Raw genomic sequence first — 25,126 nt, 5'->3', positions numbered from 1 at the left:
GAATTGACCGCGTGATCTCCCGAATCGATCTGCGCGGCGACGCCCTCCCGGAGGGACCCGCCCTGCGCGACCTGCTGCCCCGAGCCGACTTCGACGTCGCGGCGGCCCTGGAGAAGGTGCGCCCGATCTGCGAGGCCGTCCATCATCGGGGCGACGCGGCGCTGATCGACTTCGCCGAGAAGTTCGACGGCGTCCGGCTGGAGTCCGTCCGCGTCCCGGCCGAGGCCCTCAAGGAGGCGCTGGAGCGGCTCGACCCGGCGGTCCGCGCGGCCCTGGAGGAGTCGATCCGCCGCGCCCGCGCGGTCCACCGCGCGCAGCGCCGTACCGATCACACCACCCGGGTCGTCCCCGGCGGCACGGTCACCGAGAAGTGGGTTCCGGTCGACCGCGTCGGGCTGTACGCGCCCGGCGGCCGCTCGGTCTACCCGTCCTCCGTGGTGATGAACGTGGTGCCCGCCCAGGAGGCCGGCGTCGAGTCGATCGCGCTCGCCTCCCCTGCCCAGGCCGACTTCGACGGCCTGCCGCACCCCACGATCCTCGCCGCCTGCGCCCTGCTCGGCGTGGACGAGGTGTACGCGGCCGGCGGCGCCACCGCCGTCGCGATGTTCGCCTACGGCACCGAGTCCTGCCCGCCCGCCACCATGGTCACCGGCCCCGGCAACATCTGGGTCGCCGCCGCCAAGCGGTTCTTCACCGGCCGCATCGGTATCGATGCCGAGGCCGGCCCGACCGAGATCGCGATTCTCGCCGATGCCACGGCCGACCCGGTGCACGTCGCCTCCGACCTGATCAGCCAGGCCGAGCACGACCCGCTGGCCGCCGCCGTCCTCGTCACCGACTCCCCGGAGCTGGCCGACGCGGTCGAGCGCGAGCTGGCGCCCCAGGTCGCCGCCACCAAGCACGTCGAGGACCGCATCGTGCCCGCCCTCAAGGGCCGCCAGTCAGCGATCGTGCTGGTCGACGGCGTCGAGCAGGGCTTGCGGGTGGTGGACGCCTACGGTGCCGAGCACCTGGAGATCCAGACCGCCGACGCGGCCGCCGTCGCCGACCGCGTCCGTAACGCCGGCGCGATCTTCGTCGGCCCCTGGGCGCCGGTCTCGCTGGGCGACTACGCGGCCGGCTCCAACCACGTCCTGCCCACCGGCGGCTGCGCCTGCCACTCCTCGGGGCTCTCCGTCCAGTCCTTCCTGCGCGGCATCCACGTCGTGGACTACACGCGCGACGCGCTCGCCGAGGTCGCCCACCACGTGGTGACGCTCGCCGAGGCGGAGGACCTGCCGGCGCACGGCGCCGCGGTCAAGGCACGGTTCGACTGGAAGGTACCCGACAGCAAGTGAGCACGTTCGGCATCGACGACCTCCCCGTACGGGACGAACTGCGCGGCAAGTCCCCCTACGGCGCGCCGCAGCTCGACGTCCCCGTACGGCTGAACACCAACGAGAACCCGTACCCGCTGCCCGAACCGCTCGTCGAGCGGATCGCCGAACGGGTGCGCGAGGCCGCCCGCGCCCTCAACCGCTACCCCGACCGGGACGCGGTCGAGCTGCGCACCCGCCTCGCCGAGTACCTGACGAAGACCGGCGGGCACCCCGTCGGCCCGGAGAACGTGTGGGCCGCCAACGGCTCCAACGAGGTCATCCAGCAACTGCTGCAGACCTTCGGCGGGCCCGGCCGCACCGCGATCGGCTTCGAGCCGTCGTACTCGATGCACTCGCTCATCGCGCGCGGCACCGGCACCGGCTGGATCTCCGGTCCGCGCCGGGACGACTTCAGCCTCGACGTCGCCGCCGCCGAGCGGGCGATCGCGGAGCACCGCCCCGACGTCGTTTTCATCACCAGCCCCAACAACCCCACCGGCACCGCGGTCCCGCCCGATGCCGTCCTCGCGCTGTTCGAGGCGGCCCAGGCGGCGAAGCCGTCCCTGGTCGTCCTCGACGAGGCGTACATCGAATTCAGTCACGGAGACTCGCTGCTGCCGCTGCTGGAGGGCCGGCCGAATCTGGTCGTCTCCCGCACGATGTCCAAGGCGTTCGGCGCGGCGGGGCTGCGCCTGGGCTACCTCGCCGCGCACCCGGCCGTCGTGGACGCCGTCCAGCTCGTACGGCTGCCGTACCACCTCTCGGCCGTCAACCAGGCGACCGCCCTGGCCGCGCTGGAGTTCTCCGACACGCTGCTCGGCTATGTCGAACAGCTCAAGACCGAACGGGACCGGCTCGTCGCCGAACTGCGCTCACTCGGATACGAGGTGACGGCGTCCGACGCCAACTTCGTCCAGTTCGGCCGGTTCGCCGACGCCCACGAGGCGTGGCGGAAGATCCTCGACCGGGGCGTCCTGGTCCGGGACAACGGCGTGCCGGGGTGGCTGCGGGTGACCGCCGGAACCCCGGCGGAGAACGACGCGTTCCTCGAAGCGGCACGCGCACTCAAGAAAGACCTCGGGGACCTCACCGACCCCACGGACCTCAACGACCAACGACAGGAGCGGGGCGCATGAGCCGCGTCGGGCGCGTGGAGCGCACCACCAAGGAGACCGCGGTCGTCGTGGAGATCGATCTCGACGGCACCGGCAAGGTCGACGTGTCGACGGGCGTCGGCTTCTACGACCACATGCTCGACCAGCTCGGCCGGCACGGTCTGTTCGACCTGACCGTGAAGACCGAGGGCGACCTGCACATCGATTCCCACCACACCATCGAGGACACCGCCCTCGCGCTGGGCGCCGCCTTCAGGCAGGCCCTCGGCGACAAGGTGGGCATCTACCGCTTCGGCAACTGCACGGTCCCGCTCGACGAGTCCCTCGCCCAGGTCACCGTCGACCTCTCCGGCCGCCCCTACCTGGTGCACACCGAGCCGGAGAACATGGCGCCGATGATCGGCGAGTACGACACGACGATGACCCGGCACATCCTGGAGTCCTTCGTCGCCCAGGCGCAGATCGCGCTGCACGTCCACGTGCCCTACGGGCGCAACGCGCACCACATCGTCGAATGCCAGTTCAAGGCGCTCGCCCGCGCCCTGCGCTACGCGTCCGAACGCGACCCGCGCGCGGCCGGAATCCTGCCTTCCACGAAGGGTGCGCTGTGAACGGCGGATCTACCGCGCTCATCGTCCTCGGGCTCTTCCTGATCGGCGGGATCGTCTCCTTCGTCCGGCAGAAGATGCCCACGAGTCTGATCGTGCTGCTCTCCGTCGGCGCGGCCATGTGCATCGTCGCGGGCGTGGTGCGGCTGGAGGTGTGGAATTGACGACTCCGAGCACCCTGAGCACCCCGGGCGTTTCGGGCACCAAGAAGGTCGTCGTCTTCGACTACGGCTTCGGCAACGTCCGTTCCGCCGAGCGCGCCCTCGCGCGGGCCGGCGCGGACGTCGAGATCACCCGTGACTACGACCGGGCCATGAACGCCGACGGCCTGCTCGTCCCCGGCGTCGGCGCCTTCGCCGCCTGCATGGCGGGCCTCAAGCAGGCCCGCGGCGACTGGATCATCGGCCGCCGGCTGGCCGGCGGCCGCCCCGTCATGGGCATCTGTGTCGGCATGCAGATCCTCTTCGCCCGCGGCATCGAACACGGTGTCCAGAGCGAGGGGATGGACGAGTGGCCCGGCTCCGTCGAGCCCCTCAAGGCGGACGTCGTCCCCCACATGGGCTGGAACACCGTCGAGGCACCTGCCGACTCCGAGCTCTTCGCCGGACTCGACGCCGACGCGCGCTTCTACTTCGTGCACTCCTACGCCGTCCACGACTGGTCCCTCGAGACCGCGAACCCGGCCCTGCGCGCCCCGAAGGTCACCTGGTCCACGCACGGCGAGCGGTTCGTCGCCGCCGTCGAGAACGGCGCCCTGTGCGCCACCCAGTTCCACCCCGAGAAGTCCGGCGACGCCGGAGCCCAGCTCCTCACCAACTGGATCGGAACCCTGTAGACACCATGGCCACGCTCGAACTCCTCCCCGCCGTCGACGTCCGCGACGGCCAGGCCGTCCGCCTGGTCCACGGCGAGTCCGGCACCGAGACTTCCTACGGCTCCCCCCTGGAGGCCGCCCTCGCCTGGCAGCGCTCCGGCGCCGAGTGGCTGCACCTGGTCGACCTGGACGCCGCGTTCGGCACCGGCGACAACCGGGTGCTGATCGCCGAGGTCGCGAAGGCCATGGACATCAAGGTCGAGCTGTCCGGCGGCATCCGCGACGACGACACCCTCGCCGCCGCCCTCGCCACCGGCTGCACCCGCGTCAACCTCGGCACCGCCGCCCTGGAGACCCCCGAGTGGGTCGCCAAGGTCATCGCCGAGCACGGCGACAGGATCGCCGTCGGTCTCGACGTGCGCGGCACCACCCTGCGCGGCCGCGGCTGGACCCGCGACGGCGGCGACCTCTACGAGACGCTGGCCCGCCTCGACAAGGAGGGCTGCGCCCGCTACGTCGTCACCGACATCGCCAAGGACGGCACCCTCCAGGGCCCCAACCTGGAGCTGCTGAGGAACGTCTGCGCGGCCACCGACCGCCCGGTGGTGGCCTCGGGCGGCGTCTCCTCCCTGGACGACCTGCGCGCCCTGGCCTCCCTCGTCCCGCTCGGTGTCGAGGGCGCCATCGTCGGGAAGGCCCTGTACGCGAAGGCGTTCACCCTGGAAGAGGCCCTGGAGGTTGTGTCGTCATGACGTCCGACGCCGTACGGCGCGTGCACAGCGGGAGCACCTGGGAGGAGTCCTTCGGTTTCGCACGGGCCGTCGCGGCGGGCGACCGCGTCCTGGTGGGCGGCACGACGGCGTTCCGGGACGGCGTCCTGCACGGTGAGGGCGACCCCTACGAGCAGGCCAGGGCGGCCTTCGCCGGCGCCCTGGAGGCGATCGCCGAGCTGGGCCTCGGCCCCGACTCGGTGATCCGCACCCGGGTCTACCTCACCCATCCGCGGGACGTGGAAGCGGTGGGCCGGGCGCACAAGGAACTGTTCGACACGGTGCGGCCGGTCGCCACCCTGCTGGTCGTGGACGGATTCTTCGACTCGCGTGTGCTGGTCGAAGTCGAACTGGAAGCATTCAGAGGAGCCGTGGATTCATGACCCTGGCGGTCCGAGTCATCCCCTGCCTGGACGTGGACAACGGCCGGGTCGTCAAGGGCGTCAACTTCCAGAACCTCCGCGACGCGGGCGACCCCGTCGAGATGGCCAAGGTGTACGACACCGAGGGCGCCGACGAACTGACGTTCCTGGACATCACCGCCTCCTCCGGCGACCGCGAGACCACCTACGACGTGGTCCGCCGCACCGCCGAACAGGTGTTCATCCCGCTCACCGTGGGCGGCGGCGTACGTACGCCCGAGGACGTGGACAAGCTGCTGCGGGCGGGCGCGGACAAGGTGGGCGTCAACACCGCGGCCATCGCCCGCCCCGAACTGATCCGCGAGATCGCCGAGCGCTTCGGCCGCCAGGTGCTGGTCCTCTCCGTCGACGCCCGCCGCACCGCGACCGGCTCCTTCGAGGTCACCACCCACGGCGGCCGCCGCGGCACCGGCATCGACGCCGTCGAGTGGGCCCACCGGGCCGCCGACCTCGGCGCCGGGGAGATCCTGCTCAACTCCATGGACGCGGACGGCACCAAGGACGGCTACGACCTGGAGATGATCCGGGCCGTCCGGGGGCACGTCACGGTCCCGGTGATCGCCTCCGGCGGCGCCGGCGCCCTGCCGCACTTCCCGCCGGCGGTCGAGGCCGGCGCGGACGCGGTGCTCGCGGCCTCCGTGTTCCACTTCGGCGACCTGCGCATCGGTGAGGTCAAGCGGGAACTGCGGGAGGCGGGCCATCCCGTGCGGTAGCCCACCGCTCCCGGCCCGGGGGCCGCGTCAGTTGCCGAGCCGCTTGGTGCCCCGGGCCTTGGCGACCGCGTCCATGTCGCCGTCCAGTTCCACCCGGGCCGCGCTCTGTCGGCCGTGCGCGAACATCAGCAGCTCCGCGGGCTCCCCGGTGACGGTGACCACCGGGGCGCCGCGGTGAGCGACCGCGGTCTGGCCGTCCGGGCGCCGCAGTACCAGGCCCGTCGGGGCGCCGCGGCCCAGCATCCGCGCCATCCGCTCCAGACGCGACCACAGGGTGTCCTGGAAGACCGCGTCCAGCTCACGGGGCGTCCAGTCGGGCTGTGCCCGGCGCACGTCCTCGGTGTGGACGTAGAACTCGACGGTGTTGGACGCCTCGTCGATCTGCTTCAGCGAGAAGGGCGAGAAGCGCGGCGGGCCCGTCCGGATGAGCTGGATCAATTCCTCGTACGGCTTGGCCCGCATCTCGTCCATCACCCGCTCCAGCCGCGGGGCGAGCTGCTTGATCAGAATCCCGCCGGCCGCGTCCGGGCGCCGCTCACGCACGATGAGGTGCGCGGCCAGGTCCCGCGTCGTCCACCCCTCGCACAGGGTGGGCGCGTCGGGCCCCGACGCCTCCAGCAGATCGGCGAGCAGAAGTCGTTCACGCTTCGCATGGGTCGACATACGCTCAGCTTACGACCGAGGCGGCCGTAAGCGGCGCGGAGGTGTCGATCTGCGGCTCCGCCGCGCGGACGCGACGAGCCCCACCCCACCCGCACCTGCCCGCCCACCCGGGACCGCCTCCCCTCGGGGGCGCGAGGACGGAGTCCCCGTGGGGGAAGGTCGGGAAGGGCAGGGGCGACGGGGGGCGAAAAAGTACGAAGGTACGACCGTAGGGTCCGCCCTGTGGACAACCGAAAAGCCCGCATCGCCGCGCGCGGCACAATGACACCCATGACCAGCCGCACGCCCGCACCTGCACCCCCACCTCCCAGCTCCCTCCCTCCCGACCTCGCCGCCCGCCTCAAACGCACCCCCGACGGCCTCCTCCCCGCCATCGCCCAGCAGTACGACACCGGCGAGGTCCTCATGCTCGGCTGGATGGACGACGAGGCCCTGCACCGCACCCTCACCACCGGCCGCTGCACCTACTGGTCCCGCAGCCGCCAGGAGTACTGGGTCAAGGGCGACACCTCCGGCCACGTCCAGCACGTCAAGTCCGTCGCCCTGGACTGCGACGCCGACACCGTGCTGGTCAAGGTCGACCAGGTCGGCGCCGCCTGCCACACCGGCGCCCGCACCTGCTTCGACGCGGACGTCCTGCCGGTACGGGACACCGCCGCACCCGCCGCGTCCGGCCCCACCACCGCCACCGGATCCCCCAACACCCCCGCCCCGCCCGCCGATTCGGGCACCACCACCCCCGCTCAGTAGGGTCGATCGCCATGGACCTCGAGACCTTCCGCAAGCTGGCCACCGACCGCCGCGTCATCCCCGTCGGCCGCAAGCTCCTCGCCGACGGCGACACCCCGGTCGCGCTCTACCGCAAGCTCGCCGCCGAGCGCCCCGGCACCTTCCTGCTGGAGTCCGCGGAGAACGGCCGCGCGGCGTTCACCTGGTCCCGCTATTCCTTCGTCGGCGTCCGCAGCCAGGCCGCCCTCACCGAACGCGACGGCCACGCCCACTGGCTGGGCACCCCGCCGGTCGGGGTCCCGGCCGACGGCGACCCGCTCGCCGCGCTGCGCGCCACCGTCGAGGCCCTGCACACCCCCCGGGACCTCGCCGACGACCTGGGGCTGCCGCCCTTCACCGGCGGCATGGTCGGCTACCTGGGATACGACGTCGTGCGCCGCCTGGAGAAGGTCGGCCCCGGCGAGCGGGACGACCTGAAGCTCCCCGAGCTGACCATGCTGCTCACCTCCGACCTCGCCGTCCTCGACCACTGGGACGGCACGGTCCTGCTCATCGCCAACGCGATCAACCACAACGACCTGGACACCGGCGTCGACGAGGCCTACGCCGACGCCGTGGCCCGGCTGGACGCGATGGAGGCGGACCTGGCCCGGCCGGTCGCCCAGCCGCCCGCCGCGCTCCCGCCCTCCGAACTGCCCGAGTACACCGCGCGATGGGGCGGCCCCGACTTCCGACAGGCCGTCGAGGACATCAAGGAGCGCATCCGGGCCGGGGAGGCCTTCCAGGTAGTGCCCTCGCAGCGGTTCGAGACACCGTGCACGGCGAGCGCGCTCGACGTCTACCGGGTGCTCCGGGCGACCAACCCGTCGCCGTACATGTACCTGTTCCGCTTCGACGACTTCGACGTCGTCGGCTCGTCCCCCGAGGCCCTGGTCAAGGTCGAGGACGGACACGCGATGGTCCACCCCATCGCCGGCACCCGGCCGCGCGGCGCCGGCCCGCAGGAGGACCAGGCCCTCGCCGACGAACTGCTCGCCGACCCCAAGGAACGCGCCGAGCACCTCATGCTCGTCGACCTCGGCCGCAACGACCTGGGCCGGGTCTGTGAACCCGGCTCGGTCGAGGTGGTCGACTTCATGTCCGTCGAGCGGTACTCCCACGTCATGCACATCGTGTCCACGGTCACCGGCCGCGTCGCCGCCGACCGCACCGCGTTCGACGTGCTGACGGCGTGCTTCCCCGCGGGCACCCTCTCCGGCGCGCCCAAGCCCCGCGCCCTGCAGATCATCGACGAACTGGAACCGTCCCGGCGCGGCCTGTACGGCGGCTGCGTCGGCTATCTGGACTTCGCGGGCGACTCCGACACGGCCATCGCGATCCGTACCGCCCTGCTGCGGGACGGCACCGCGTACGTGCAGGCCGGCGCCGGGATCGTCGCGGACTCCGACCCCGTCGCCGAGGACACCGAATGCCGCAACAAGGCCGCCGCGGTACTCCGGGCCGTCCACACCGCCAACCGTCTGGAAGGAGCCGGAACACGCACACGGTGACCGAGGACACGCGGACTCACCGGAACCCCGGGTGACCCCTCGCCCGGTGTTCGGGTGATAGTGGAGTACGTGACTGCCCTACCTCATCCCTCCGCCGAGGAGCCCGCGTCGGCCCGGTCCGGCCGCCGCAGCCTCGCCACCGCCCTGCTGAGCGGGGCGCTCGGCGCCGCCGTGGCCCTGCTCTCCACCCGGCAGGGCTGGTCCTCCGGCACCGTCGTGGTGCCCGGAGGAACCCTCCCGCTGCATGTCAAGGGCAGCGATGTCACCGGCGTCCCCGCGGCCCTCGCCGTGGTCGGGCTCGCCGCGCTCGTCGCCGTCTTCGCAGTGCGCCGTACCGGCCGCTACCTGGTCTCCGCGCTGCTCGCGCTCTCCGGCGCCGGCACCATCGCGGCGGCACTGCTCGGCGTCGGCGACAGCTCCGCCCTCGACGAGCAGGCCGCCCAGACCTCCGGGGACACCTCCGCCACCGCGGCGGCGCTCACCCATACGGCCTGGCCGTACATCGCGGCCTTCGGCGGCGCGCTCCTGCTGCTCGCCGGACTGCTCGCGCTGCGCTACGGCCGGCTGTGGCCCGCGATGTCCGGCCGCTACGAACGCGACGGCACACCCCGGCCGCGTCGGACCCGTCCGGTCGACCCGGACCGCCCCGAGGACCTGTGGCGTGCGCTGGACCGGGGCGAGGACCCGACAGGGGCGTAGCGGGCCGCCCGGCGGACGACCCCCGGGCTCACGGCGTCCACGCCGGTGCGGAAGAATGGAACGCGGAGCGTTCGGCTCACCTACGCACACAGCAACGAGGAGCAAGTCATGGCGGGCAGCAGCCACGGTCACACCCCGGCCGCCTGGACCGGTGTCATCATCACCTTCATCGGGTTCTGCGTCGCGGGGGTGTTCATGGTCGCGGCTCAGCCGGCGGGTTTCTGGGCGGGCATGGCGCTCATCCTCCTGGGCGGAGTCGTCGGCGGGATCATGCGCATGATGGGCCTCGGCCAGCCGAAGCACACGCACCCGGCCCACGAGACCCACGCCTGAGCGAGTCCTACGGGTTCCTCTCGCCCCCGCCGCCCCCGCCCTTCCCGTCCCCGTGGGGCTCCGCCCCCCCCGGACCCCCTGAAAAGATCGCGCGGTTCCCCGCGCCCTGATCAGGGGCGCGGGGGCGGGAAACGTTCCGGCCGGGCAGAATGCCGGGGGTGAACGTTCAGCTCCGGGCGTCGGCCGTGCCCGCCGCGATCCTCGCGGTCGTCGCCACCGCCTTCGCCTACGTCGCCGCCGTCGACCCCAACGAGCCGGGCCACTACCCCGCCTGCCCCCTCCTCCGCGTCACCGGCCTGTACTGCCCGGGCTGCGGAGGCCTCCGCAGCGCCCACGCCCTCGCCCACGGCGACCTCGCCACCGCGCTCACCGACAACGTCCTCGCCGTCGCCGGCTTCCTGGCCTTCGCCGTGCTGTGGACCGTCTGGGTGGTCCGTTCTCTCACCGGGCGCCCCCCGCGCGTCGAACTCGGCGCGGTCCCGCTGTGGGCCGGCGGCGCGCTGCTGCTGGTCTTCACGGTGGTCCGGAACCTGCCCTCCGGCGGCTGGCTCCACCCTTGATCACGGGGACCGGCCCGGCCGGATGCGAGGACCACGGGTTCCTCCGGATACCATCACAAGGGCCATCGGCTCAGCATCAACCGGTAGGAAGGGGGCCGCTCGCGTGAGTGTGCTCGACGAGATCATCGACGGAGTCCGTGCCGACCTCGCGGAGCGGCAGGCGCGCGTCAGCCTCGACGAGCTGAAGGAGCGCGCGGCGAAGGCTCCTGCGGCCAAGGACGGGCTCGCCGCACTGCGCGGCGACGGTGTCAAGGTGATCTGCGAGGTCAAGCGATCCAGCCCGTCCAAGGGCGCGCTCGCCGCGATCGCCGACCCCGCCGGACTGGCTGCCGACTACGAGGCGGGCGGCGCGTCCGTCATCTCCGTCCTCACCGAGCAGCGCCGCTTCGGCGGTTCGCTCGCCGACCTGGAGGCGGTCCGGGCGCGCGTCGACATCCCGATCCTGCGCAAGGACTTCGTCGTCACGTCGTACCAGCTGTGGGAGGCCCGGGCCTATGGCGCCGACCTGGTGCTGCTGATCGTGGCCGCCCTGGAGCAGCCGGCCCTGGAATCGCTGATCGAGCGTGCCGTCTCCCTCGGTCTCACCCCGCTCGTCGAGGTGCACGACGAGGAGGAGGCCGAGCGGGCGGTCGACGCGGGCGCCCAGGTGATCGGCGTCAACGCGCGCAATCTCAAGACCCTCAGCGTCGACCGGGGCACCTTCGACCGGGTCGCCCCCGAGCTCCCCGAGAACGTCGTCAAGGTGGCCGAGTCGGGCGTGCGCGGCCCGCACGACCTGATCGCGTACGCCAACGCGGGCGCCGACGCGGTGCTGGTGGGCGAGTCCCTCGTCACCGGACGGGACCCGAAGACGGCGGTCTCCGACCTGGTCGCCGCCGGCGCGCACCCCGCGCTGCGGCACGGGCGCGGCTGACGTGATCCGGGTGCCGGTGCCCGTGGGCGCGCGACGGGCCGGGGCGCCCGTACCGCGCCCGGGGGCCCCGGCGCCGTGCGGTCACCCGGACGGCCGTACGCCGGTAGAGTTGGCCGCGATGTCTTCCTCGTACACCTCGGCGACCAGGGATCCCTATGCCCGCCTCGCCCGCGGATGCCGGCCGCGCGGCTGCCGGGCGCCCGCGCGGCGGGTGCACGGGCGCCGGGTGCGGTACGTCATCGGGGCCGAGCCGGGGCAGGTGAACGGGATGCGATGGCCCGTCACCCTGGTCACCCGCGGTGGGCCGAGCCGGACCGACGGAACCGTTCGCGTTTCCGTGCGGTAGTCGGCCGTCCGTCGGTTCGACGGGCCATGTGGTCCGGCTGCGGGCCGGTGGGGGCTGTCCGCGTCCACGCGGCCGAGTCGCGGAAGGACACGTCCCGCGCCCCTCTCAAGGGCCCGCCACGCCACGACGCGACCCCACTACGCGACCCCACATCCGCCCGACGACCCACGCGGCTCGAGCCGCGGGGTGACCGCGCGTACCCACCCGTACATCCCCGTCCGGAAACACGACCCCAGGGCCTGCGCCCACGAGGTATTCCATGTCCAGCGAGTTCTTCATCCCCGACCCGGAGGGTCACGTCCCGAGCGCCGCGGGCTACTTCGGCGCGTTCGGCGGCAAGTTCATCCCGGAGGCCCTCGTCGCCGCCGTGGACGAGGTCGCCGTCGAGTACGACAAGGCGAAGTCCGACCCCGAGTTCGCCCGCGAGCTCGACGCGCTGATGGCCGACTACACCGGCCGGCCCAGCGCCCTGACCGAGGTGCCCCGGTTCGCCGAGCACGCCGGGGGCGCCCGCGTCTTCCTCAAGCGCGAGGACCTCAACCACACCGGCTCGCACAAGATCAACAACGTGCTCGGCCAGGCCCTGCTCACCAAGCGCATGGGCAAGACCCGGGTCATCGCCGAGACCGGCGCCGGCCAGCACGGCGTCGCCACCGCCACCGCCTGCGCGCTGTTCGGGCTCGAGTGCACCATCTACATGGGCGAGATCGACACCCGGCGCCAGGCCTTGAACGTGGCCCGGATGCGGATGCTCGGCGCCGAGGTCGTCGCCGTGAAGTCGGGCAGCCGCACCCTGAAGGACGCCATCAACGAGGCGTTCCGCGACTGGGTCGCCAACGTCGACCGCACCCACTACCTGTTCGGCACCGTCGCCGGACCGCACCCCTTCCCGGCCATGGTCCGCGACTTCCACCGGGTGATCGGCGTCGAGGCCCGCCGCCAGCTCCTGGAGCGCGCCGGACGGCTGCCCGACGCCGCCGTGGCCTGCGTCGGCGGCGGTTCCAACGCCATCGGCCTCTTCCACGCGTTCATCCCGGACGAGGACGTACGCCTGATCGGCTGCGAACCGGCAGGGCACGGCATCGGGACCGGCGAGCACGCGGCCACCCTCACCGCCGGCGAGCCCGGCATCCTGCACGGCTCGCGGTCGTACGTGCTCCAGGACGAGGAGGGCCAGATCACCGAGCCTTACTCGATCTCGGCCGGCCTGGACTACCCCGGCATCGGCCCCGAGCACGCGTACCTCAAGGACAGCGGCCGCGGCGAGTACCGCGCGGTCACCGACGACGCCGCCATGCAGGCGCTGCGCCTGCTGTCGCGCACCGAGGGCATCATCCCGGCCATCGAGAGCGCCCACGCCCTGGCCGGCGCCCTGGAGGTCGGCCGGGAGCTGGGCCCGGACGGGCTGATCCTGGTCAACCTCTCCGGCCGCGGCGACAAGGACATGGACACCGCCGCCCGGTACTTCGGGCTGTACGACACCGACGCCGAGGTGGCTGCCGACGCCGCCGACATCGCGGAGATCGAGGGGGACGCCAAGTGAGCGGCAAGATCCAACTCCTGACCGACACCCTCGCCGCCGCCGAGGCGGAGGGCAGGGCCGCGCTCATCGCCTACCTCCCGGCCGGGTTCCCCACGGTGGACGGCGGCATCGCCGCCATCAAGGAGGTCTTCGACGGTGGCGCCGACGTCGTCGAGGTCGGCCTGCCGCACAGTGACCCCGTCCTGGACGGCCCCGTCATCCAGACCGCCGACGACATCGCCCTGCGCGGCGGGGTGCGGATCGCGGACGTCATGCGGACGGTGAGGGAGGCGCACGCCGCCACCGGCAAGCCCGTCCTCGTCATGACCTACTGGAACCCGATCGACCGCTACGGCGTCGAGCGGTTCACCGCCGAGCTCGCCGAGGCGGGCGGCGCGGGCTGCATCCTGCCCGACCTGCCGGTGCAGGAGTCGGCGCTGTGGCGGGAGCACGCCGGGAAGCACGGTCTCGCGACCGTCTTCGTGGTGGCGCCCAGCAGCAAGGACGCCCGGCTCGCCGAGATCACGGAGGCCGGCAGCGGCTTTGTGTACGCGGCCTCGCTGATGGGCGTCACCGGCACCCGTGAGTCGGTGGGCGCGCAGGCGCAGGACCTGGTGGAGCGGACCCGCGCCGCCCGCTCCGACCTGCCCGTCTGTGTCGGCCTCGGCGTCTCGAACGCCGCCCAGGCCGCCGAGGTGGCCGGCTTCGCCGACGGTGTGATCGTCGGTTCGGCGTTCGTGAAGCGGATGCTGGACGCGCCGGACGAGACGGCGGGGCTGAGGGCCGTACGGGAGCTGGCGGGCGAGCTCGCGGCCGGCGTCCGCGAGGCACGACGGTAAACACCGGCGACCCTCCCGGTGGTAAACACAGCAACACCCGCTCACTCGAACGGGTGGACCTGGGACCGGGGAGGCGCGCTGCGCCTCCCCGGTTCGTTTGCCGGGTGTGAGCGAGAAAAACCGTGACCGTGAGGGAAGGCGCACCGCCCGGCAGCGGCTGGCGGACGAGCGCGAGAAGCAGAAGGCCGCCGACCGGCGCCGCCGTACGCTGATCATCGGAGCCGCGGTGATCTGTGTGCTGGGCCTCGCGGCCGTCGGCGGCGTCCTGGCCGCGAACTCCGGCAAGGAGGACAAGAGCGATTCCTCCGGCCCTGCGGTCGCTCCCTCCGGGGCCGTCGGCAAGGACGCGCTGGCCGTCCCTGTCGGCAAGGACTCCGCCGGTGCGGCCCTCACCATCTGGGAGGACTTCCGCTGCCCGGCCTGCCAGGCCTTCGAGAAGACCTACCGCTCGACGATCCACCAGCTGGTCGACGCCGGCCAGCTCAAGGTCCAGTACCACCTGGTCACCCTCATCGACGGCAACACCCACGGCAGCGGCTCGCGCCACGCGGCCAACGCGGCCGCCTGCGCCCAGGACGCGCGGAGATTCACCGCGTACCACGACGTGCTCTACGACAACCAGCCGCAGGAGATGGACGACGCGTTCGCGGACGACGGCAAGCTGATCGACCTGGCCAAGCAGGCCGGAGGGCTGGACACCCCGGCGTTCCGTTCCTGCGTCGAGGGCGGCACGCACAACACCTGGGTGGACAAGTCGAACGCCGCCTTCCAGCACGGGGGCTTCGGCGGCACGCCCACTGTTCTCTTCGACGGCAAGAACCTCGTCGAGGACCGCTCCATGAGCCCGGCGAAGCTGAAGCAGATGGTCGAGGCGGCGAACAAGAAGTGACCGGGGAGAGGACGGCACCCGGGTGTCGCCCCGGGGCACGGTTACCGAGGCGTACGTTATGGACCCGTAGCCCGGCGGGTTGCCGTGCCACAGGTCCGGCACGGTAGCGTCGACCCTGCCATGTACCTTGCCTACATTCCCAGCCCGTCCCGCGGAGTGCTGCACCTCGGCCCCATTCCGCTGCGCGGCTACGCGTTCTGCATCATCATCGGCGTCTTCGTGGCCGTCTGGCTCGGCAACAAGCGCTGGATCGCCCGCGGCGGCCGGACCGGCACGGTGGCCGACATCGCGGTGTGGGCCGTGCCGTTCGGCCTCGTCGGCGGACGGCTCTACCACGTCATCACGGACTACGAGCTGTACTTCAGCGCGGGCCGCGACTGGGTGGGCGCCTTCAAGATCTGGGAGGGCGGCCTCGGTATCTGGGGTGCCATCGCCCTCGGCGCCGTCGGTGCCTGGATCGGCTGTCGGCGCCGGGGCATCCCCCTGCCGGCCTATGCCGACACCATCGCGCCGGGCATCGCCGTCGCGCAGGCGCTCGGACGCTGGGGCAACTGGTTCAACCAGGAGCTGTACGGCCGGGAGACCCACGTGCCGTGGGCGCTGCACATCACCTCCTCCACGGGCGGCCGGGTACCGGGCTACTACCACCCGACGTTCCTGTACGAGTCGCTGTGGTGCATCGGCGTCGCGCTGCTGGTCATCTGGGCCGACCGGCGCTTCACGCTGGGCCACGGCCGGGCGTTCGCCCTGTACGTCGCGGCGTACTGCGTGGGCCGCGCCTGGATCGAGTACATGCGGGTCGACGACGCCCACCACATCCTCGGCCTGCGGCTCAACGACTGGACCGCGCTGGTGGTCTTCCTGCTCGCCGTGACGTACATGATCGTCTCGGCGCGGAAGCGGCCGGGCCGCGAGGAGATCGTGGAGCCGGGGGCGGACGTGCCCGGGGAGCCGGGCACGGAGGGCGCCTCGACGGGCACTTCGACGGACAGCAAGGACGCCGCCAAGGCCGGCGCCGCCGACACCGGGGCCGCCGCGGTGAAGTCCGAGGAGGCCGCCTCCGGGGCGGAGGCCGCCGGGGGTGAGAGGACCGAGGAGGAGAAGGCCGAGGACCGGGGCGAGGCCGCGGCGAAGCCGAAGGCCGCGGGTGAGGGCAAGGCGTCGGCCGGTGCTTCCTCGAAGTCGGCACCGACGGCCGAGAAGAGCTGAGCCCGCGCACACCGGACGCGACGAGAACCGGGGGCCCCGCACGGAGCGCGTGCGGGGCCCCCGGTTCTCGTATGCCGTACGTACAGCGGGCGGGCGCGGGGCTCAGCGACGGCGGCGGGCCAGGGTCAGAGTGCGGTGGGCGACCGCCACCACCGCCGCGTCGATGAAGCGACCGTCGGGCAGGGCCTGGGCGCCCGCCGTGGCCGTGGCCGCCCGCGTGATCTGCTCCGCCTCCACGATCTCCTTCTGCGTCGGCAGGTACGCCCGCTCGATCACCGGCAGCTGACGCGGATGGATCGCCGCTCGCCCCAGGAATCCCAGGGCGCGGCCGTGCGCGCAGGACGCGGCCAGCCCCTCCAGGTCCCGGACGTCCGGGTACACCGACTGCACCGGCGCCGGCAGGCCCGCCGCCCGTGCGGCCGCCACCACCCGGGACCGCGACCAGTCCAGGCCCCGGTCCTCCCGCACCCCCAGATCGGCCCGCAGATCCGCCTCGCCCAGCGCGATGCCGCGCAGCGCGGGGTGCGCACAGGCGATGGCGAACGCGCGTTCCACCCCGAGCGCCGATTCCAGGAGGGCGTACAGCGCGACACCGCCGCCGTCCGCCCTCGCTCCGGTCCTCGCCTCCGCCCGCGCCGGGCCGGTCAGCTCGGCGACCCGCACCACCTCGCGGGGCGAGGTCACCTTCGGCAGCCGCAGTCCGGACACCCCCGGCAGCCCGGACAGCGCCTTGAGGTCGCCCTCCACCCACGGCCCGTCCAGCGCGTTGACCCGGACATGCACCGGCACCGGCTGCCGCTCCCGCAGCCGGTCCGCCGTCGCCGTACGGGCGTACTCCTTGCGGTCGGGCGCGACCGCGTCCTCCAGGTCGATCAGCACCACGTCCGCCCCCGAGCCCAGTGCCTTGCCGACCACGTCCTGCCGGTCGCCGGGCGCGTACAGCCACGTCAGCGGCAGGACGTCGGCGGTCACACGGCCTCCTCGGCGCGCAGCGCCGCGATCTCGGCCACGCTCAGGCCCAGCTCGCCGAGGACCGCGTCGGTGTCGGCGCCGTGCGGCCGGCCCGCCCAGCGGATGCCGCCGGGCGTCTCGGAGAGCCGGAACAGCACGTTCTGCATGCGCAGCACGCCCAGCTCGGGGTCGTCGGGGACGGTGGCGAAGGTACCGAGTGCCTGGTACTGCGGGTCGGTCAGTACCTCCCGCACGTCCTGCACGGGGGCGACGGCCGCCTCCGCCTTCTCGAACTCCGCGAGCACCTCGTCGCGGGTGCGCTCGGCGATCCACGCGCCGACCGCCGCGTCCAGCTCGTCCGCGTGCCCGGCCCGCCCCGCACCGGTCGCGAACCAGGGCCGGGCGGCCAGGTCGGGGCGGCCGACCAGGTCCATCAGCCGTTCGGCGACCGACTGCGCGGAGGTGGAGACGGCGACCCAGCCGCCGTCGGCGGTGCGGTAGGTGTTGCGGGGCGCGTTGTTGGTGGACCGGTTGCCGGTGCGCGGCTGGACGTAGCCGAGCTGGTCGTACCAGACCGGCTGCGGACCGAGCACGGTGAGGATCGGCTCGATGATCGCCATGTCGACGACCTGGCCCCGCCCGGTGCGCTCGCGGGCGGCGAGGGCGGTCATCACGGCGTACGCGGTGGTCAGGCCCGCGACGGAGTCGGCGAGACCGAACGGCGGCAGTGTGGGTGGGGCGTCCGGCTCGCCGGTGATCGCGGCGAAGCCGCTCATCGCCTCGGCGAGCGTGCCGAAGCCGGGCCGGTGCGCGTACGGTCCGAACTGGCCGAAGGCGGTGACCCGGGCCAGGACGAGACGCGGGTTGACGGCGGCCAGTTCCTCCCAGCCCAGGTCCCACTTCTCCAGCGTGCCGGGGCGGAAGTTCTCCACGATCACGTCCGCGGTCGCGGCGAGCCGGAGGAGGACGGACCGGCCGCCCGGCGTGGACAGGTCGAGGGTGCAGGTCCGCTTGTTGCGGCCGAGCAGCTTCCACCACAGTCCGACGCCGTCCTTGGCGGGGCCGTGGCCGCGGGAGGGGTCCGGCTTGGCCGGGTGCTCGACCTTGACGACCTCCGCGCCGAAGTCGCCGAGCAGGGTGGCGGCGAGGGGGCCGGCGAAGAGGGTCGCCAGATCGAGGACGCGCAGGCCGGCCAGCGGCGGGGCGGGGGAGGCCGGTCCGGCGGACGGGGGTGCCTGCGGGGGCGCCTGCTTCCGAGAGACGGTCATGGGCGGTGGATCTCCCGGTGGGTGAGTTGGGCGAGGGTGTCGAAGCCGACGCCGTCGAAGTCGCCGAAGGAGGTGGCGAGCCGGTTCTTGAGCGGGGCGGTCCAGCGCTCCGGCAGCGCGGCGGGGTCGCCCGCGAGCAGGCCGGCGATGCTGCCGACGGTCGCCCCGTTGGAGTCGGTGTCCCAACCGCCCGAGACCACGCGGCAGATGGAGGCCGAGAAGTCGCCGTCCGCGTGGGTGAGAGCGGCGGCGATCAGCGCGGTGTTGGGGACGGCGTGCACCCAGTGGCAGCCGTCGTGCGTGTCGTGCAGCCGGTCCACGACCGTGTCGAAGTCCGTGTGTTCCCGGGCCAGTCCGCTCGCGTGCCGGACGGCGCGGGCGAGCCGGGAGCGGGGCGGGACGACGGCCAGGCCGGCGGCCAGGCAGTGGTGCACGTCGTGGGAGCCGGTGGCGGCCTCCGCGATGACGGCGGCGGTGAACATGGCCGCGTAGACGCCGTTCGCGGTGTGCGTGAGGGTGGCGTCGCGGTGCGCCTGGTCGGCGGCGGTCACCGGGTCGCCCGGGTTGGTCCAGCCGTGGACGTCGGCGCGGATGAGGGCGCCGATCCACTCGCGGAACGGGTTGCGGTGGCGGGCGGTGGACGGGGGTTCGATGCCGGAGAGCAGGTTGCGGTAGGCCACGCGTTCGGCGGTGAACGTCCGCCCGGCGGGGAGTTCGTCGAGCCAGAGACGGGCGACGTCGGCGGTGGTGAACGCGCGGCCGTGACGCCGGAGCAGGAGCAGGTTGAGTACCGGGTAGTTGAGGTCGTCGTCCTCGGGCATGCCGTCGATGTTCTCGGCGAGGGAGGTGGCGGCGGCACGGCGGTTCCACGGCGGTGCGGCGGCCAGGTCCGGGGGCAGGCCGCGGGCGGTGAAGTAGGCGCTGAGGGGCCGGTTACCGGTGGCGGCGGCGAGCGTGCGGAGCACGGTGAGGGGCAGCTTCTCCACCGGCCTGCCGAGGAGGCAGCCGACGGCCCGGCCCAGCCAGGCCGCTTCCAGCGCGGCGGGGGTGGGCCCCCGCTGACCGGGCGGGGTGCCGGCCGGGGACATCGTCGCGGACGGCGCGCAGGCGGCCTTGATGGCCGCGAGGTCCGTCGGCTCGTCGTCCGCCAGTCGGCTGGGCAGGTCGGCCAGTTCGTCCAGCAGGTCCTCGGCCAGCAGCCGCAGGTAGCGGGAGACGGGGTGAGGGGACGCGCCCGCCCTCGACGGGGCTTCGAGGCCGCCCGCCGCCGCCCAGCGGCGCGCGATCGCCTCCGGGCGGCGGCCGTCCTGTTCCGCCTGGCGGAGTTCGTGGCCCAGCAGGTCCTCCGGCTGGACCCAGGTGACGCGCAGCATGTCAGCCCCCGGTCCCGTCGAGGAGCCGTTCGCACCCGGCCTCGTCCCGCGTCCCGCCGAGGAGCGCCTCGAACGCGGCCTCGTGCGCCCGGCGCCGGGCCACGTCCCGCGTGAACACCTCGCGTGCGACTTCCGTGAGGGTCCGCGCCGGGGCGGTCAGGTCCAGGCGGCTCGCTTCGGCGACCGTCTTCGCCCAGTCGTCCGGCACGGGCGAGCCCAGCGCGCCCGTGAGCGCGCCCGCCATGGTGGCGATGGAGTCGCAGTCCCGGCCGTAGTTGACCGAGCCGAGCACCGCGTGCCGGTATTCGCCACCGGAGACCACCAGCATCCCCAGCGCGACGGGCAGTTCCTCGATCGCGTGCAGCCGCGAGGGGCGGCGGGCGCCGAGCGAGGGGGCGCGGTAGTCGGGGCCGACGGTGTCGTACGGCGCCACGGCCCGCCGCAGCGGGCGCAGCGCCGACTCGAAGTCCGTGTACCGGGCGGCCGTTTCGCACACCGCCTCGATCGCCGCCCGGGTGCCGTCCTTCGCCAGTGACAGACAGGCGGCCACCACCGAGCCGGGGGTCGCGCCCGGCGCGCAGGCCGCCGCGACCGCCGCCGCGAACACCCCGGCCGCCTCCCTGCCGTACGACGACTGGTGCGCGCCCGCCACGTCGAGCGCCTCGGCGTACGCGCCCGCCGGGTGGGCCGCGTTGACCAGTCCGACCGGGGCCATGTACATCGCCGCCCCGCAGTTGACGATGTTGCCGGTGCCGGCCTCACGGGGATCGACGTGGCCGTAGTGCAGCCGGGCCACGAGCCACTTCTCGGCGAGGAAGACGCGCTGCAACGGGAGCGCCTCGGCCTCCAGTTCCGGGATCCAGCGCGGGTGTTCGATCAGTTCGGGGACCAGGCGCTCGGCGACCGCGTACGCGTCCAGGTGGTCACGGACGGCGGCGTACACCCGCACCAACGCGTGGGTCATCAAGGTGTCGTCGGTGACGTGGCCGTCGCCCTTGTGGTACGGGGCGAGGGGGCGGGCGGTGCGCCAGCGGTCGCCGTCCCAGGGGCCGACGATGCCGTGGATCAGGCCGCCGTGCCGCTCGGTGATCTGCTCGGGGCTGTGGCCCTCGACCGGTCCGCCGAGGGCGTCGCCGACGGCCGCGCCGACCAGGGCGCCGGTGATCCGTTCGTCAAGAGTGGGCGTCATGTCCGAATCATCCACCTGTGGGGGCCGCTTCCGTGGAGGTCAGGCGTTCGGCGAGGTGTACGAGGTCGGTGCCGGTGAGCCGGGGGAGTGCGCAGCCGGAGAGGGTGCGGCAGGCCTCCCGCCAGGTGTCCGGGATCGCGTCGCCGCCGCCGAGCGCGCCGGTGAGCGCGCCGGCCAGGGCCGGGGCGGAGTCGGCGACCCGGGACAGGCAGGCGGCGGCCGGCACCGCCTCGGCGATCCGCCCGCGGGCCGCCGTCGCCAGGGCGAGCGCGACGGGGACGGTCTCGGCGGCGGCGATGCCGTAGCTGTAGACGTGGTCGACGATCCTGTGTTCCAGGAGCGGGAGCACGGTGAAGGTGTCGGGGCAGGCGGCGGCGAGGTCGAGGGCGTGGCGGGCGTTGCGGCCGATCTCGGTCGTGGTGGGGAGTTCCGCGAGGGCGGCCTCGGCGCACGCGGTGACGTCCTCGCCGGCCAGGGCGAGGGAGAGCGCGGCGGCCATGGCGCGGGCGCCGTGCACGCCGTCGCCGTCCTGGGTGTAGCGGGCGTCGAACTCGGCGAGGTCGGCGGCGCGGCGGGGCTCGCCGGGGTGGGCGACGGCCAGGACGCAGGCCCGTACGCAGGCGGCGTCGTCGAAGTAGTGCGGGTTGTCGTGGCCGGTGGCGGGCGGGCGCAGACCGGCGGCGAGGTTGCCGAGACCGGCCCGTACGGAGATGCGGGCGCGCAGCGGGAGCAGGGCGGACTCGACCTCGGGGGCGCGGTGCGTGGCGGCGGCGACCTCGTCCGCGACGGCGCTCCAGGACAGGTCGATCGCGGCGCGCATGCGGCGGTCGTGGGTGAGGTCGCCGAGGGCGGCGCCGTCGCCCGCGCGCAGCACCGCCTCGGCGGTGAAGGCCGCCCACTCGGCGTCGTCGGAGGGGCCGAGGCGGAGGGGTTCGGGGGGCTGGTTCAGGGCGATGGGGACGGGGAGGGTGGTGGTGGCGTTCTGCTCGGCGAAGGTGTCGAGTTCGCGGGTGAGGCGGCGGGTCCAGTCCGGCATGCGGGCGGCCCGGTGCCGGGCGGCGGGCCACCCCGCGGCGTCGCCCGCGGCGAGGCCGAGCAGGAGGCCCTCGGTGCGACGCGGGGCGCCGGGGACACGGGGGGTCATGGGGCGGGCTCCTCGACGGTCTTGTCGGACGCCGTGAGAACGAGGTGGTCGACGGGGTCTTCGACGGTGGGTGGTGCGGGCGGCGTGTGCGGCGTGTGCGGCACCGGTGGTGCGAGCGGCGTGGCCGGTGCGGGTGGTGCGGGTGGTGCGGGTGGTGCGGGTGGTGCGGGTGGTCCGGGTGGTGCCGGTGGTGCGGGCGGTGTGGGCGGTGCGGGCGGCGTGGCCGGTGTGGCCGGTGCGGGTGTTGTGGCCGGTGCGGCGGTGGTGTCGTCGAGCCCCGGCCCGGCTGCCGTCGGCGCGGGTGGTGCGGCGGTGAGGGTGTCGTCGGCTCCGGTGGGCACCGGCGGGAGGGAGAGGGTGCCCGCGGGTGGGGGAGCCGCGCGGGTCGCCGCCGTGACCAGCGCGTCCGCCACCTCCCGTACGTGGTGGCCCCGCATCGAGGGCAGGCAGGTGCCCCGGGAGGGGCCGATGGCCCCGGCCCAGTCGGCGGGGATGGCCGCCGTGCCCCTGGTGGCGCCGGCCAGCGCGCCCGCCACCGCCGCCGTCGTGTCGGCGTCGCGGCCCATGTTGACGGCCGTGAGCACCGCCTCGCGGAACTCGCCGTCCGCCGCCGCGTACGCGCCGAAGGCGAGGGCGACCGCCTCGGGGGCGAGGTCGGTCCACGGGTAGCCGCCGACGACCACCGCGGAGCGGACCGCGCGTTCGCCCCGGTGGGCCGCGGTCACCGCGCGGCGCAGTGAGCGGGCGGTCCAGGAGTCGTCGGGGACGACCGCCAGCGCGGAGGCCACCACCGCGCCGACCGGTGCCCCGGCCATCGCCGCCGCGACACCGGCCGCCACCGCCTGGCCGCCGTAGATGCCCTCACCCTCGTGGCTGACCGAGCCGTCGATCGCGACCAGCCGGGCCGCCTCGGCGGGCCGCCCGGCGGCGAAGATCCCGAAGGGCGCGGCCCGCATGGCGAGCCCGTCGCTCCAGGCGTGCCGGTGCTGCGCGGAGATCGGCGCCGCCAGCCCCCGGCGAAGGTTCTCCAGCGTGCCGCGCTCGCTGAACCCGGCGCCGCGGAAGGGACCCTCGTCCCGGTCCGCGATCCAGTGGTGCCAGGCGGCCTCGACGTGCGCCACGGTGAGCGCCGAGCCGTGCCGGGCCAGCAGGAGCCCGGAGAACATCGCGTACTCGGTGTCGTCCGTGCCGGCCGGGTGGTCGGTGACGTAACCCGTGACGCGGCCCCAGCGGGCGCGGATCTCGGACGGTTTGAGGTTCTCGGCGGGGGCGCCGAGCGCGTCCCCGACGGCCAGCCCGAGCAGCGCGCCCCGGGCCCGGTCGCGCAGTTCCCGCGGCATGCGGTCGAGGGTTTTGCCGGGGCCCGGTCGCGTGCCGACCCTCGTGGCGGCCGGGAGCGGGGCCTGGTGCGGGGCCGCGGGCGGGTCCGGGGGAGTGCGGGTGGGGGAAGCCATGGGCGCCCTCTCCTTCCGGGGCACGGCACGCACGCCGCTCCCGCGGTGGGAGCGCGGTCCGTGGACACCCCTGGCGGATCTGTCCCCGAACGGCGGTTCACAAGAGCACGAAGTGCCCTGCTGTCACCCGGTCGAGCATCCGGCCCGGTACGGGTCGAATACGCGGCCCGGCACCGGCCGGGCCACCGGCCCGGTACCGAACGGCATCGCACGTACGGCATCGCACGGCACCCAAGGCACCGGACCGCACCCGAACGGGGGCCCGACCGGCCCCCGGACGTACGATCGAAGAGATGCCGCGAACGGCAAAAGCCCAGGTTAGGCGTGCCTTTCCTTGCTGGCGGCCATGGAATCGACGGCGTACCTTAGGTGTTGTCGAAGTATGGATTCAGTCCAGAAAGCTTCTCGCACACACACCCTGGGGGACCGCATGGCCGTCATCGAGACCGGTGCCGCGCTGCACGAGGCACACCGTGACAACCACACCCACCGCGACGTCAACGGCGGCTGGCTGCGCCCCGCGGTGTTCGGTGCGATGGACGGTCTCGTCTCCAACCTCGCGCTGATGACCGGCGTCGCGGGCGGCGACCTGAGCCGGTCCACGATCGTGCTCACCGGACTCGCGGGCCTCGCCGCCGGCGCCTTCTCCATGGCGGCCGGCGAGTACACCTCCGTCGCCTCCCAGCGGGAGCTGGTCGAGGCCGAGCTGGACGTCGAGCGGCGCGAGCTGCGCAAGCACCCCAAGGACGAGGAGGCCGAGCTCGCCGCGCTGTACGAGTCGCGGGGCGTGGAGCCGGCGCTCGCCCGTGAGGTGGCCCGTCAGCTTTCCCAGGACCCCGAGCAGGCGCTGGAGATCCACGCCCGCGAGGAACTGGGCATCGACCCCGGCGACCTGCCCTCCCCGCTGGTCGCCGCCGTCTCCTCCTTCGGCGCCTTCGCGCTCGGCGCCCTGCTCCCCGTCCTGCCCTACCTGCTGGGCGCCACGGTCATGTGGCCCGCGGTACTGCTGGCGCTCGCCGGATTGTTCCTGTGCGGCGCGGTGGTGGCCCGGGTGACCGCGCGCAGCTGGTGGTTCAGCGGTCTGCGGCAGCTCGCGGTGGGCGGCGCGGCGGCCGGTGTGACCTACCTCCTGGGCAGCCTGTTCGGCGGGGTCGTAGGATAGTCTGCGCAGGCTTATGCGGTCTGCCGCATAAATAACCGCGGCGTACGTGGCCGCACAACCAGCCGCACACGTAGTCGCCAGGAGCCGCTACTGTTCGGTAATCCCGGCCCGTTCCGCTGGTTTCGGCGAGTCGGGCACCGGGCATGAGCCGTACGCGCTGTGGGCAATGAAGCCCACCGCACCCGTGGGCCGGGCGACACCGCCCTCCACACCGGACCACCGGTCACCGATCTGCCCGTCCTGGTCCCCACTTCCCGCCGTCGCGCGCGGTACCCCCGCCGCGCTCCGCGGCGACCGCATGACAGATGTCCGCGCGATGTCCTCCCGATGTCCGCATGATGGAACGGAGTATCCGGTTTCCGAGAATCCCTCCATCATGTAATCTGCACGAAATTTTGCGCTCATGTGGACTTGTCCCCGTACACAGGGCGCAGTGCACTTGTCGCAGTGCCACCGCGGTGTCACCGCGCCGCACTTCTCGCAGAGGGCCAGCGTCGTCCCTCGGCACCCGCACCTCCCGCACAGGCCGCATT

General features: G+C 73.6%; 26 protein-coding genes and 1 pseudogene. 20 read left to right on the top strand and 7 right to left on the bottom strand.

From position 1 onward, the window contains the following. The first annotated feature begins 11 nt into the window (after nucleotides 1-11). From hisD to hisF, 8 genes are read left to right on the top strand one after another with little or no spacing between them, the layout of a single operon-like run. A complete protein-coding gene (gene hisD / locus QFZ64_RS09470; RefSeq protein ID WP_307064326.1) occupies nucleotides 12-1,337 on the top strand; it encodes a histidinol dehydrogenase in 1,326 nt (441 codons plus the stop codon). Then, a complete protein-coding gene (locus QFZ64_RS09465; protein WP_307064325.1) occupies nucleotides 1,334-2,494 on the top strand; it encodes a histidinol-phosphate transaminase in 1,161 nt (386 codons plus the stop codon). Before hisD ends, QFZ64_RS09465 begins: the two co-directional genes overlap by 4 nt. Then, a complete protein-coding gene (gene hisB / locus QFZ64_RS09460; RefSeq protein ID WP_307064322.1) occupies nucleotides 2,491-3,084 on the top strand; it encodes an imidazoleglycerol-phosphate dehydratase HisB in 594 nt (197 codons plus the stop codon). Before QFZ64_RS09465 ends, hisB begins: the two co-directional genes overlap by 4 nt. Further along, on the top strand, nucleotides 3,081-3,245 hold the full coding sequence (locus QFZ64_RS09455) for a hypothetical protein (protein WP_307064320.1): 165 nt from the start codon (nucleotides 3,081-3,083) through the stop codon (nucleotides 3,243-3,245). The genes hisB and QFZ64_RS09455 overlap by 4 nt, the downstream gene beginning before the upstream one ends. Then, on the top strand, nucleotides 3,242-3,916 hold the full coding sequence (hisH, locus tag QFZ64_RS09450; RefSeq protein WP_307064318.1) for an imidazole glycerol phosphate synthase subunit HisH: 675 nt from the start codon (nucleotides 3,242-3,244) through the stop codon (nucleotides 3,914-3,916). Before QFZ64_RS09455 ends, hisH begins: the two co-directional genes overlap by 4 nt. A 5-nt stretch (nucleotides 3,917-3,921) precedes the next feature. Then, complete coding sequence (priA, locus tag QFZ64_RS09445) at nucleotides 3,922-4,647, top strand: bifunctional 1-(5-phosphoribosyl)-5-((5-phosphoribosylamino)methylideneamino)imidazole-4-carboxamide isomerase/phosphoribosylanthranilate isomerase PriA (protein WP_307064316.1); 726 nt, start codon at nucleotides 3,922-3,924, stop codon at nucleotides 4,645-4,647. Continuing rightward, on the top strand, nucleotides 4,644-5,048 hold the full coding sequence (locus tag QFZ64_RS09440; protein ID WP_307064315.1) for a RidA family protein: 405 nt from the start codon (nucleotides 4,644-4,646) through the stop codon (nucleotides 5,046-5,048). The genes priA and QFZ64_RS09440 overlap by 4 nt, the downstream gene beginning before the upstream one ends. Further along, nucleotides 5,045-5,800: an imidazole glycerol phosphate synthase subunit HisF gene (gene hisF / locus QFZ64_RS09435; protein ID WP_307064313.1), complete on the top strand. Its 756-nt coding sequence runs from the start codon at nucleotides 5,045-5,047 to the stop codon at nucleotides 5,798-5,800. Before QFZ64_RS09440 ends, hisF begins: the two co-directional genes overlap by 4 nt. 27 nt (nucleotides 5,801-5,827) lie before the next feature. Here hisF and QFZ64_RS09430 read toward each other — a convergent pair whose 3' ends face one another. Then, complete coding sequence (locus QFZ64_RS09430) at nucleotides 5,828-6,463, bottom strand: TIGR03085 family metal-binding protein (RefSeq protein WP_307064311.1); 636 nt, start codon at nucleotides 6,461-6,463, stop codon at nucleotides 5,828-5,830. A gap of 270 nt (nucleotides 6,464-6,733) precedes the next feature. Between QFZ64_RS09430 and hisI the strand changes: the two genes are divergently transcribed. From hisI to lgt, 11 genes are all read left to right on the top strand, one after another. Continuing rightward, nucleotides 6,734-7,213 (top strand): phosphoribosyl-AMP cyclohydrolase, encoded by a 480-nt coding sequence (gene hisI, locus QFZ64_RS09425; protein WP_373430572.1) that lies wholly within the window; start codon nucleotides 6,734-6,736, stop codon nucleotides 7,211-7,213. Between the two features lie 11 nt (nucleotides 7,214-7,224). Then, a complete protein-coding gene (locus QFZ64_RS09420) occupies nucleotides 7,225-8,742 on the top strand; it encodes an anthranilate synthase component I (RefSeq protein WP_307064309.1) in 1,518 nt (505 codons plus the stop codon). A 60-nt stretch (nucleotides 8,743-8,802) separates the two neighbouring features. Next, a complete protein-coding gene (locus QFZ64_RS09415) occupies nucleotides 8,803-9,441 on the top strand; it encodes a TIGR02234 family membrane protein (protein ID WP_307064307.1) in 639 nt (212 codons plus the stop codon). A gap of 108 nt (nucleotides 9,442-9,549) precedes the next feature. Next, nucleotides 9,550-9,774 carry an HGxxPAAW family protein gene (locus tag QFZ64_RS09410; protein WP_307064304.1) on the top strand — a complete coding sequence of 75 codons (225 nt, stop codon included), beginning with the start codon at nucleotides 9,550-9,552 and terminating at the stop codon, nucleotides 9,772-9,774. A 149-nt stretch (nucleotides 9,775-9,923) separates the two neighbouring features. Next, entirely contained in the window at nucleotides 9,924-10,334 is a 411-nt protein-coding gene (locus QFZ64_RS09405) for a DUF2752 domain-containing protein (protein ID WP_307064302.1), read from the top strand. Between the two features lie 103 nt (nucleotides 10,335-10,437). Further along, nucleotides 10,438-11,247: an indole-3-glycerol phosphate synthase TrpC gene (gene trpC, locus QFZ64_RS09400; protein WP_307064300.1), complete on the top strand. Its 810-nt coding sequence runs from the start codon at nucleotides 10,438-10,440 to the stop codon at nucleotides 11,245-11,247. A 118-nt stretch (nucleotides 11,248-11,365) separates the two neighbouring features. Continuing rightward, entirely contained in the window at nucleotides 11,366-11,593 is a 228-nt protein-coding gene (trpM, locus tag QFZ64_RS35320; protein WP_373430571.1) for a tryptophan biosynthesis modulator TrpM, read from the top strand. Between the two features lie 259 nt (nucleotides 11,594-11,852). After that, nucleotides 11,853-13,136 carry a tryptophan synthase subunit beta gene (trpB, locus tag QFZ64_RS09395; RefSeq protein WP_307064298.1) on the top strand — a complete coding sequence of 428 codons (1,284 nt, stop codon included), beginning with the start codon at nucleotides 11,853-11,855 and terminating at the stop codon, nucleotides 13,134-13,136. Then, nucleotides 13,133-13,954, top strand: coding sequence for a tryptophan synthase subunit alpha (gene trpA / locus QFZ64_RS09390; RefSeq protein ID WP_307064295.1), 822 nt, complete (start codon nucleotides 13,133-13,135; stop codon nucleotides 13,952-13,954). Before trpB ends, trpA begins: the two co-directional genes overlap by 4 nt. 106 nt (nucleotides 13,955-14,060) lie before the next feature. After that, a complete protein-coding gene (locus QFZ64_RS09385; RefSeq protein WP_307064293.1) occupies nucleotides 14,061-14,843 on the top strand; it encodes a thioredoxin domain-containing protein in 783 nt (260 codons plus the stop codon). 120 nt (nucleotides 14,844-14,963) lie between these two features. After that, entirely contained in the window at nucleotides 14,964-16,052 is a 1,089-nt protein-coding gene (lgt, locus tag QFZ64_RS09380; protein ID WP_307064291.1) for a prolipoprotein diacylglyceryl transferase, read from the top strand. A gap of 102 nt (nucleotides 16,053-16,154) precedes the next feature. Here the strand turns inward: lgt and QFZ64_RS09375 are convergent, their stop codons facing one another. The 6 genes and pseudogenes from QFZ64_RS09375 to QFZ64_RS09350 all read right to left on the bottom strand — a co-directional run. Next, complete coding sequence (locus QFZ64_RS09375) at nucleotides 16,155-17,024, bottom strand: CoA ester lyase (RefSeq protein ID WP_307064290.1); 870 nt, start codon at nucleotides 17,022-17,024, stop codon at nucleotides 16,155-16,157. Continuing rightward, nucleotides 17,021-18,271: a CaiB/BaiF CoA-transferase family protein gene (locus tag QFZ64_RS09370; RefSeq protein ID WP_307064288.1), complete on the bottom strand. Its 1,251-nt coding sequence runs from the start codon at nucleotides 18,269-18,271 to the stop codon at nucleotides 17,021-17,023. The genes QFZ64_RS09375 and QFZ64_RS09370 overlap by 4 nt, the downstream gene beginning before the upstream one ends. After that, nucleotides 18,268-19,644, bottom strand: a complete 1,377-nt coding sequence (locus QFZ64_RS09365) for an ADP-ribosylglycohydrolase family protein (protein WP_307064286.1) — start codon at nucleotides 19,642-19,644, stop codon at nucleotides 18,268-18,270. The genes QFZ64_RS09370 and QFZ64_RS09365 overlap by 4 nt, the downstream gene beginning before the upstream one ends. A gap of 1 nt (nucleotide 19,645) precedes the next feature. Then, nucleotides 19,646-20,833 carry an ADP-ribosylglycohydrolase family protein gene (locus QFZ64_RS09360; protein ID WP_307064284.1) on the bottom strand — a complete coding sequence of 396 codons (1,188 nt, stop codon included), beginning with the start codon at nucleotides 20,831-20,833 and terminating at the stop codon, nucleotides 19,646-19,648. A gap of 7 nt (nucleotides 20,834-20,840) precedes the next feature. Further along, nucleotides 20,841-21,977: an ADP-ribosylglycohydrolase family protein gene (locus QFZ64_RS09355; protein WP_307064281.1), complete on the bottom strand. Its 1,137-nt coding sequence runs from the start codon at nucleotides 21,975-21,977 to the stop codon at nucleotides 20,841-20,843. A 395-nt stretch (nucleotides 21,978-22,372) separates the two neighbouring features. Then, nucleotides 22,373-23,317 (bottom strand): annotated as a pseudogene (locus QFZ64_RS09350) (ADP-ribosylglycohydrolase family protein); the annotation flags it as partial. 544 nt (nucleotides 23,318-23,861) lie between these two features. Here QFZ64_RS09350 and QFZ64_RS09345 point away from each other — a divergent pair. After that, on the top strand, nucleotides 23,862-24,593 hold the full coding sequence (locus QFZ64_RS09345) for a VIT1/CCC1 transporter family protein (RefSeq protein ID WP_307064279.1): 732 nt from the start codon (nucleotides 23,862-23,864) through the stop codon (nucleotides 24,591-24,593). The last annotated feature ends 533 nt before the right edge of the window (nucleotides 24,594-25,126 follow it).

Source organism: Streptomyces sp. B3I8 (genome assembly GCF_030816915.1).
GTDB lineage: Bacteria > Actinomycetota > Actinomycetes > Streptomycetales > Streptomycetaceae > Streptomyces.
Note: the sequence above shows the minus strand (reverse complement) of the source record. Positions and strands in the feature narration are given on the sequence as shown.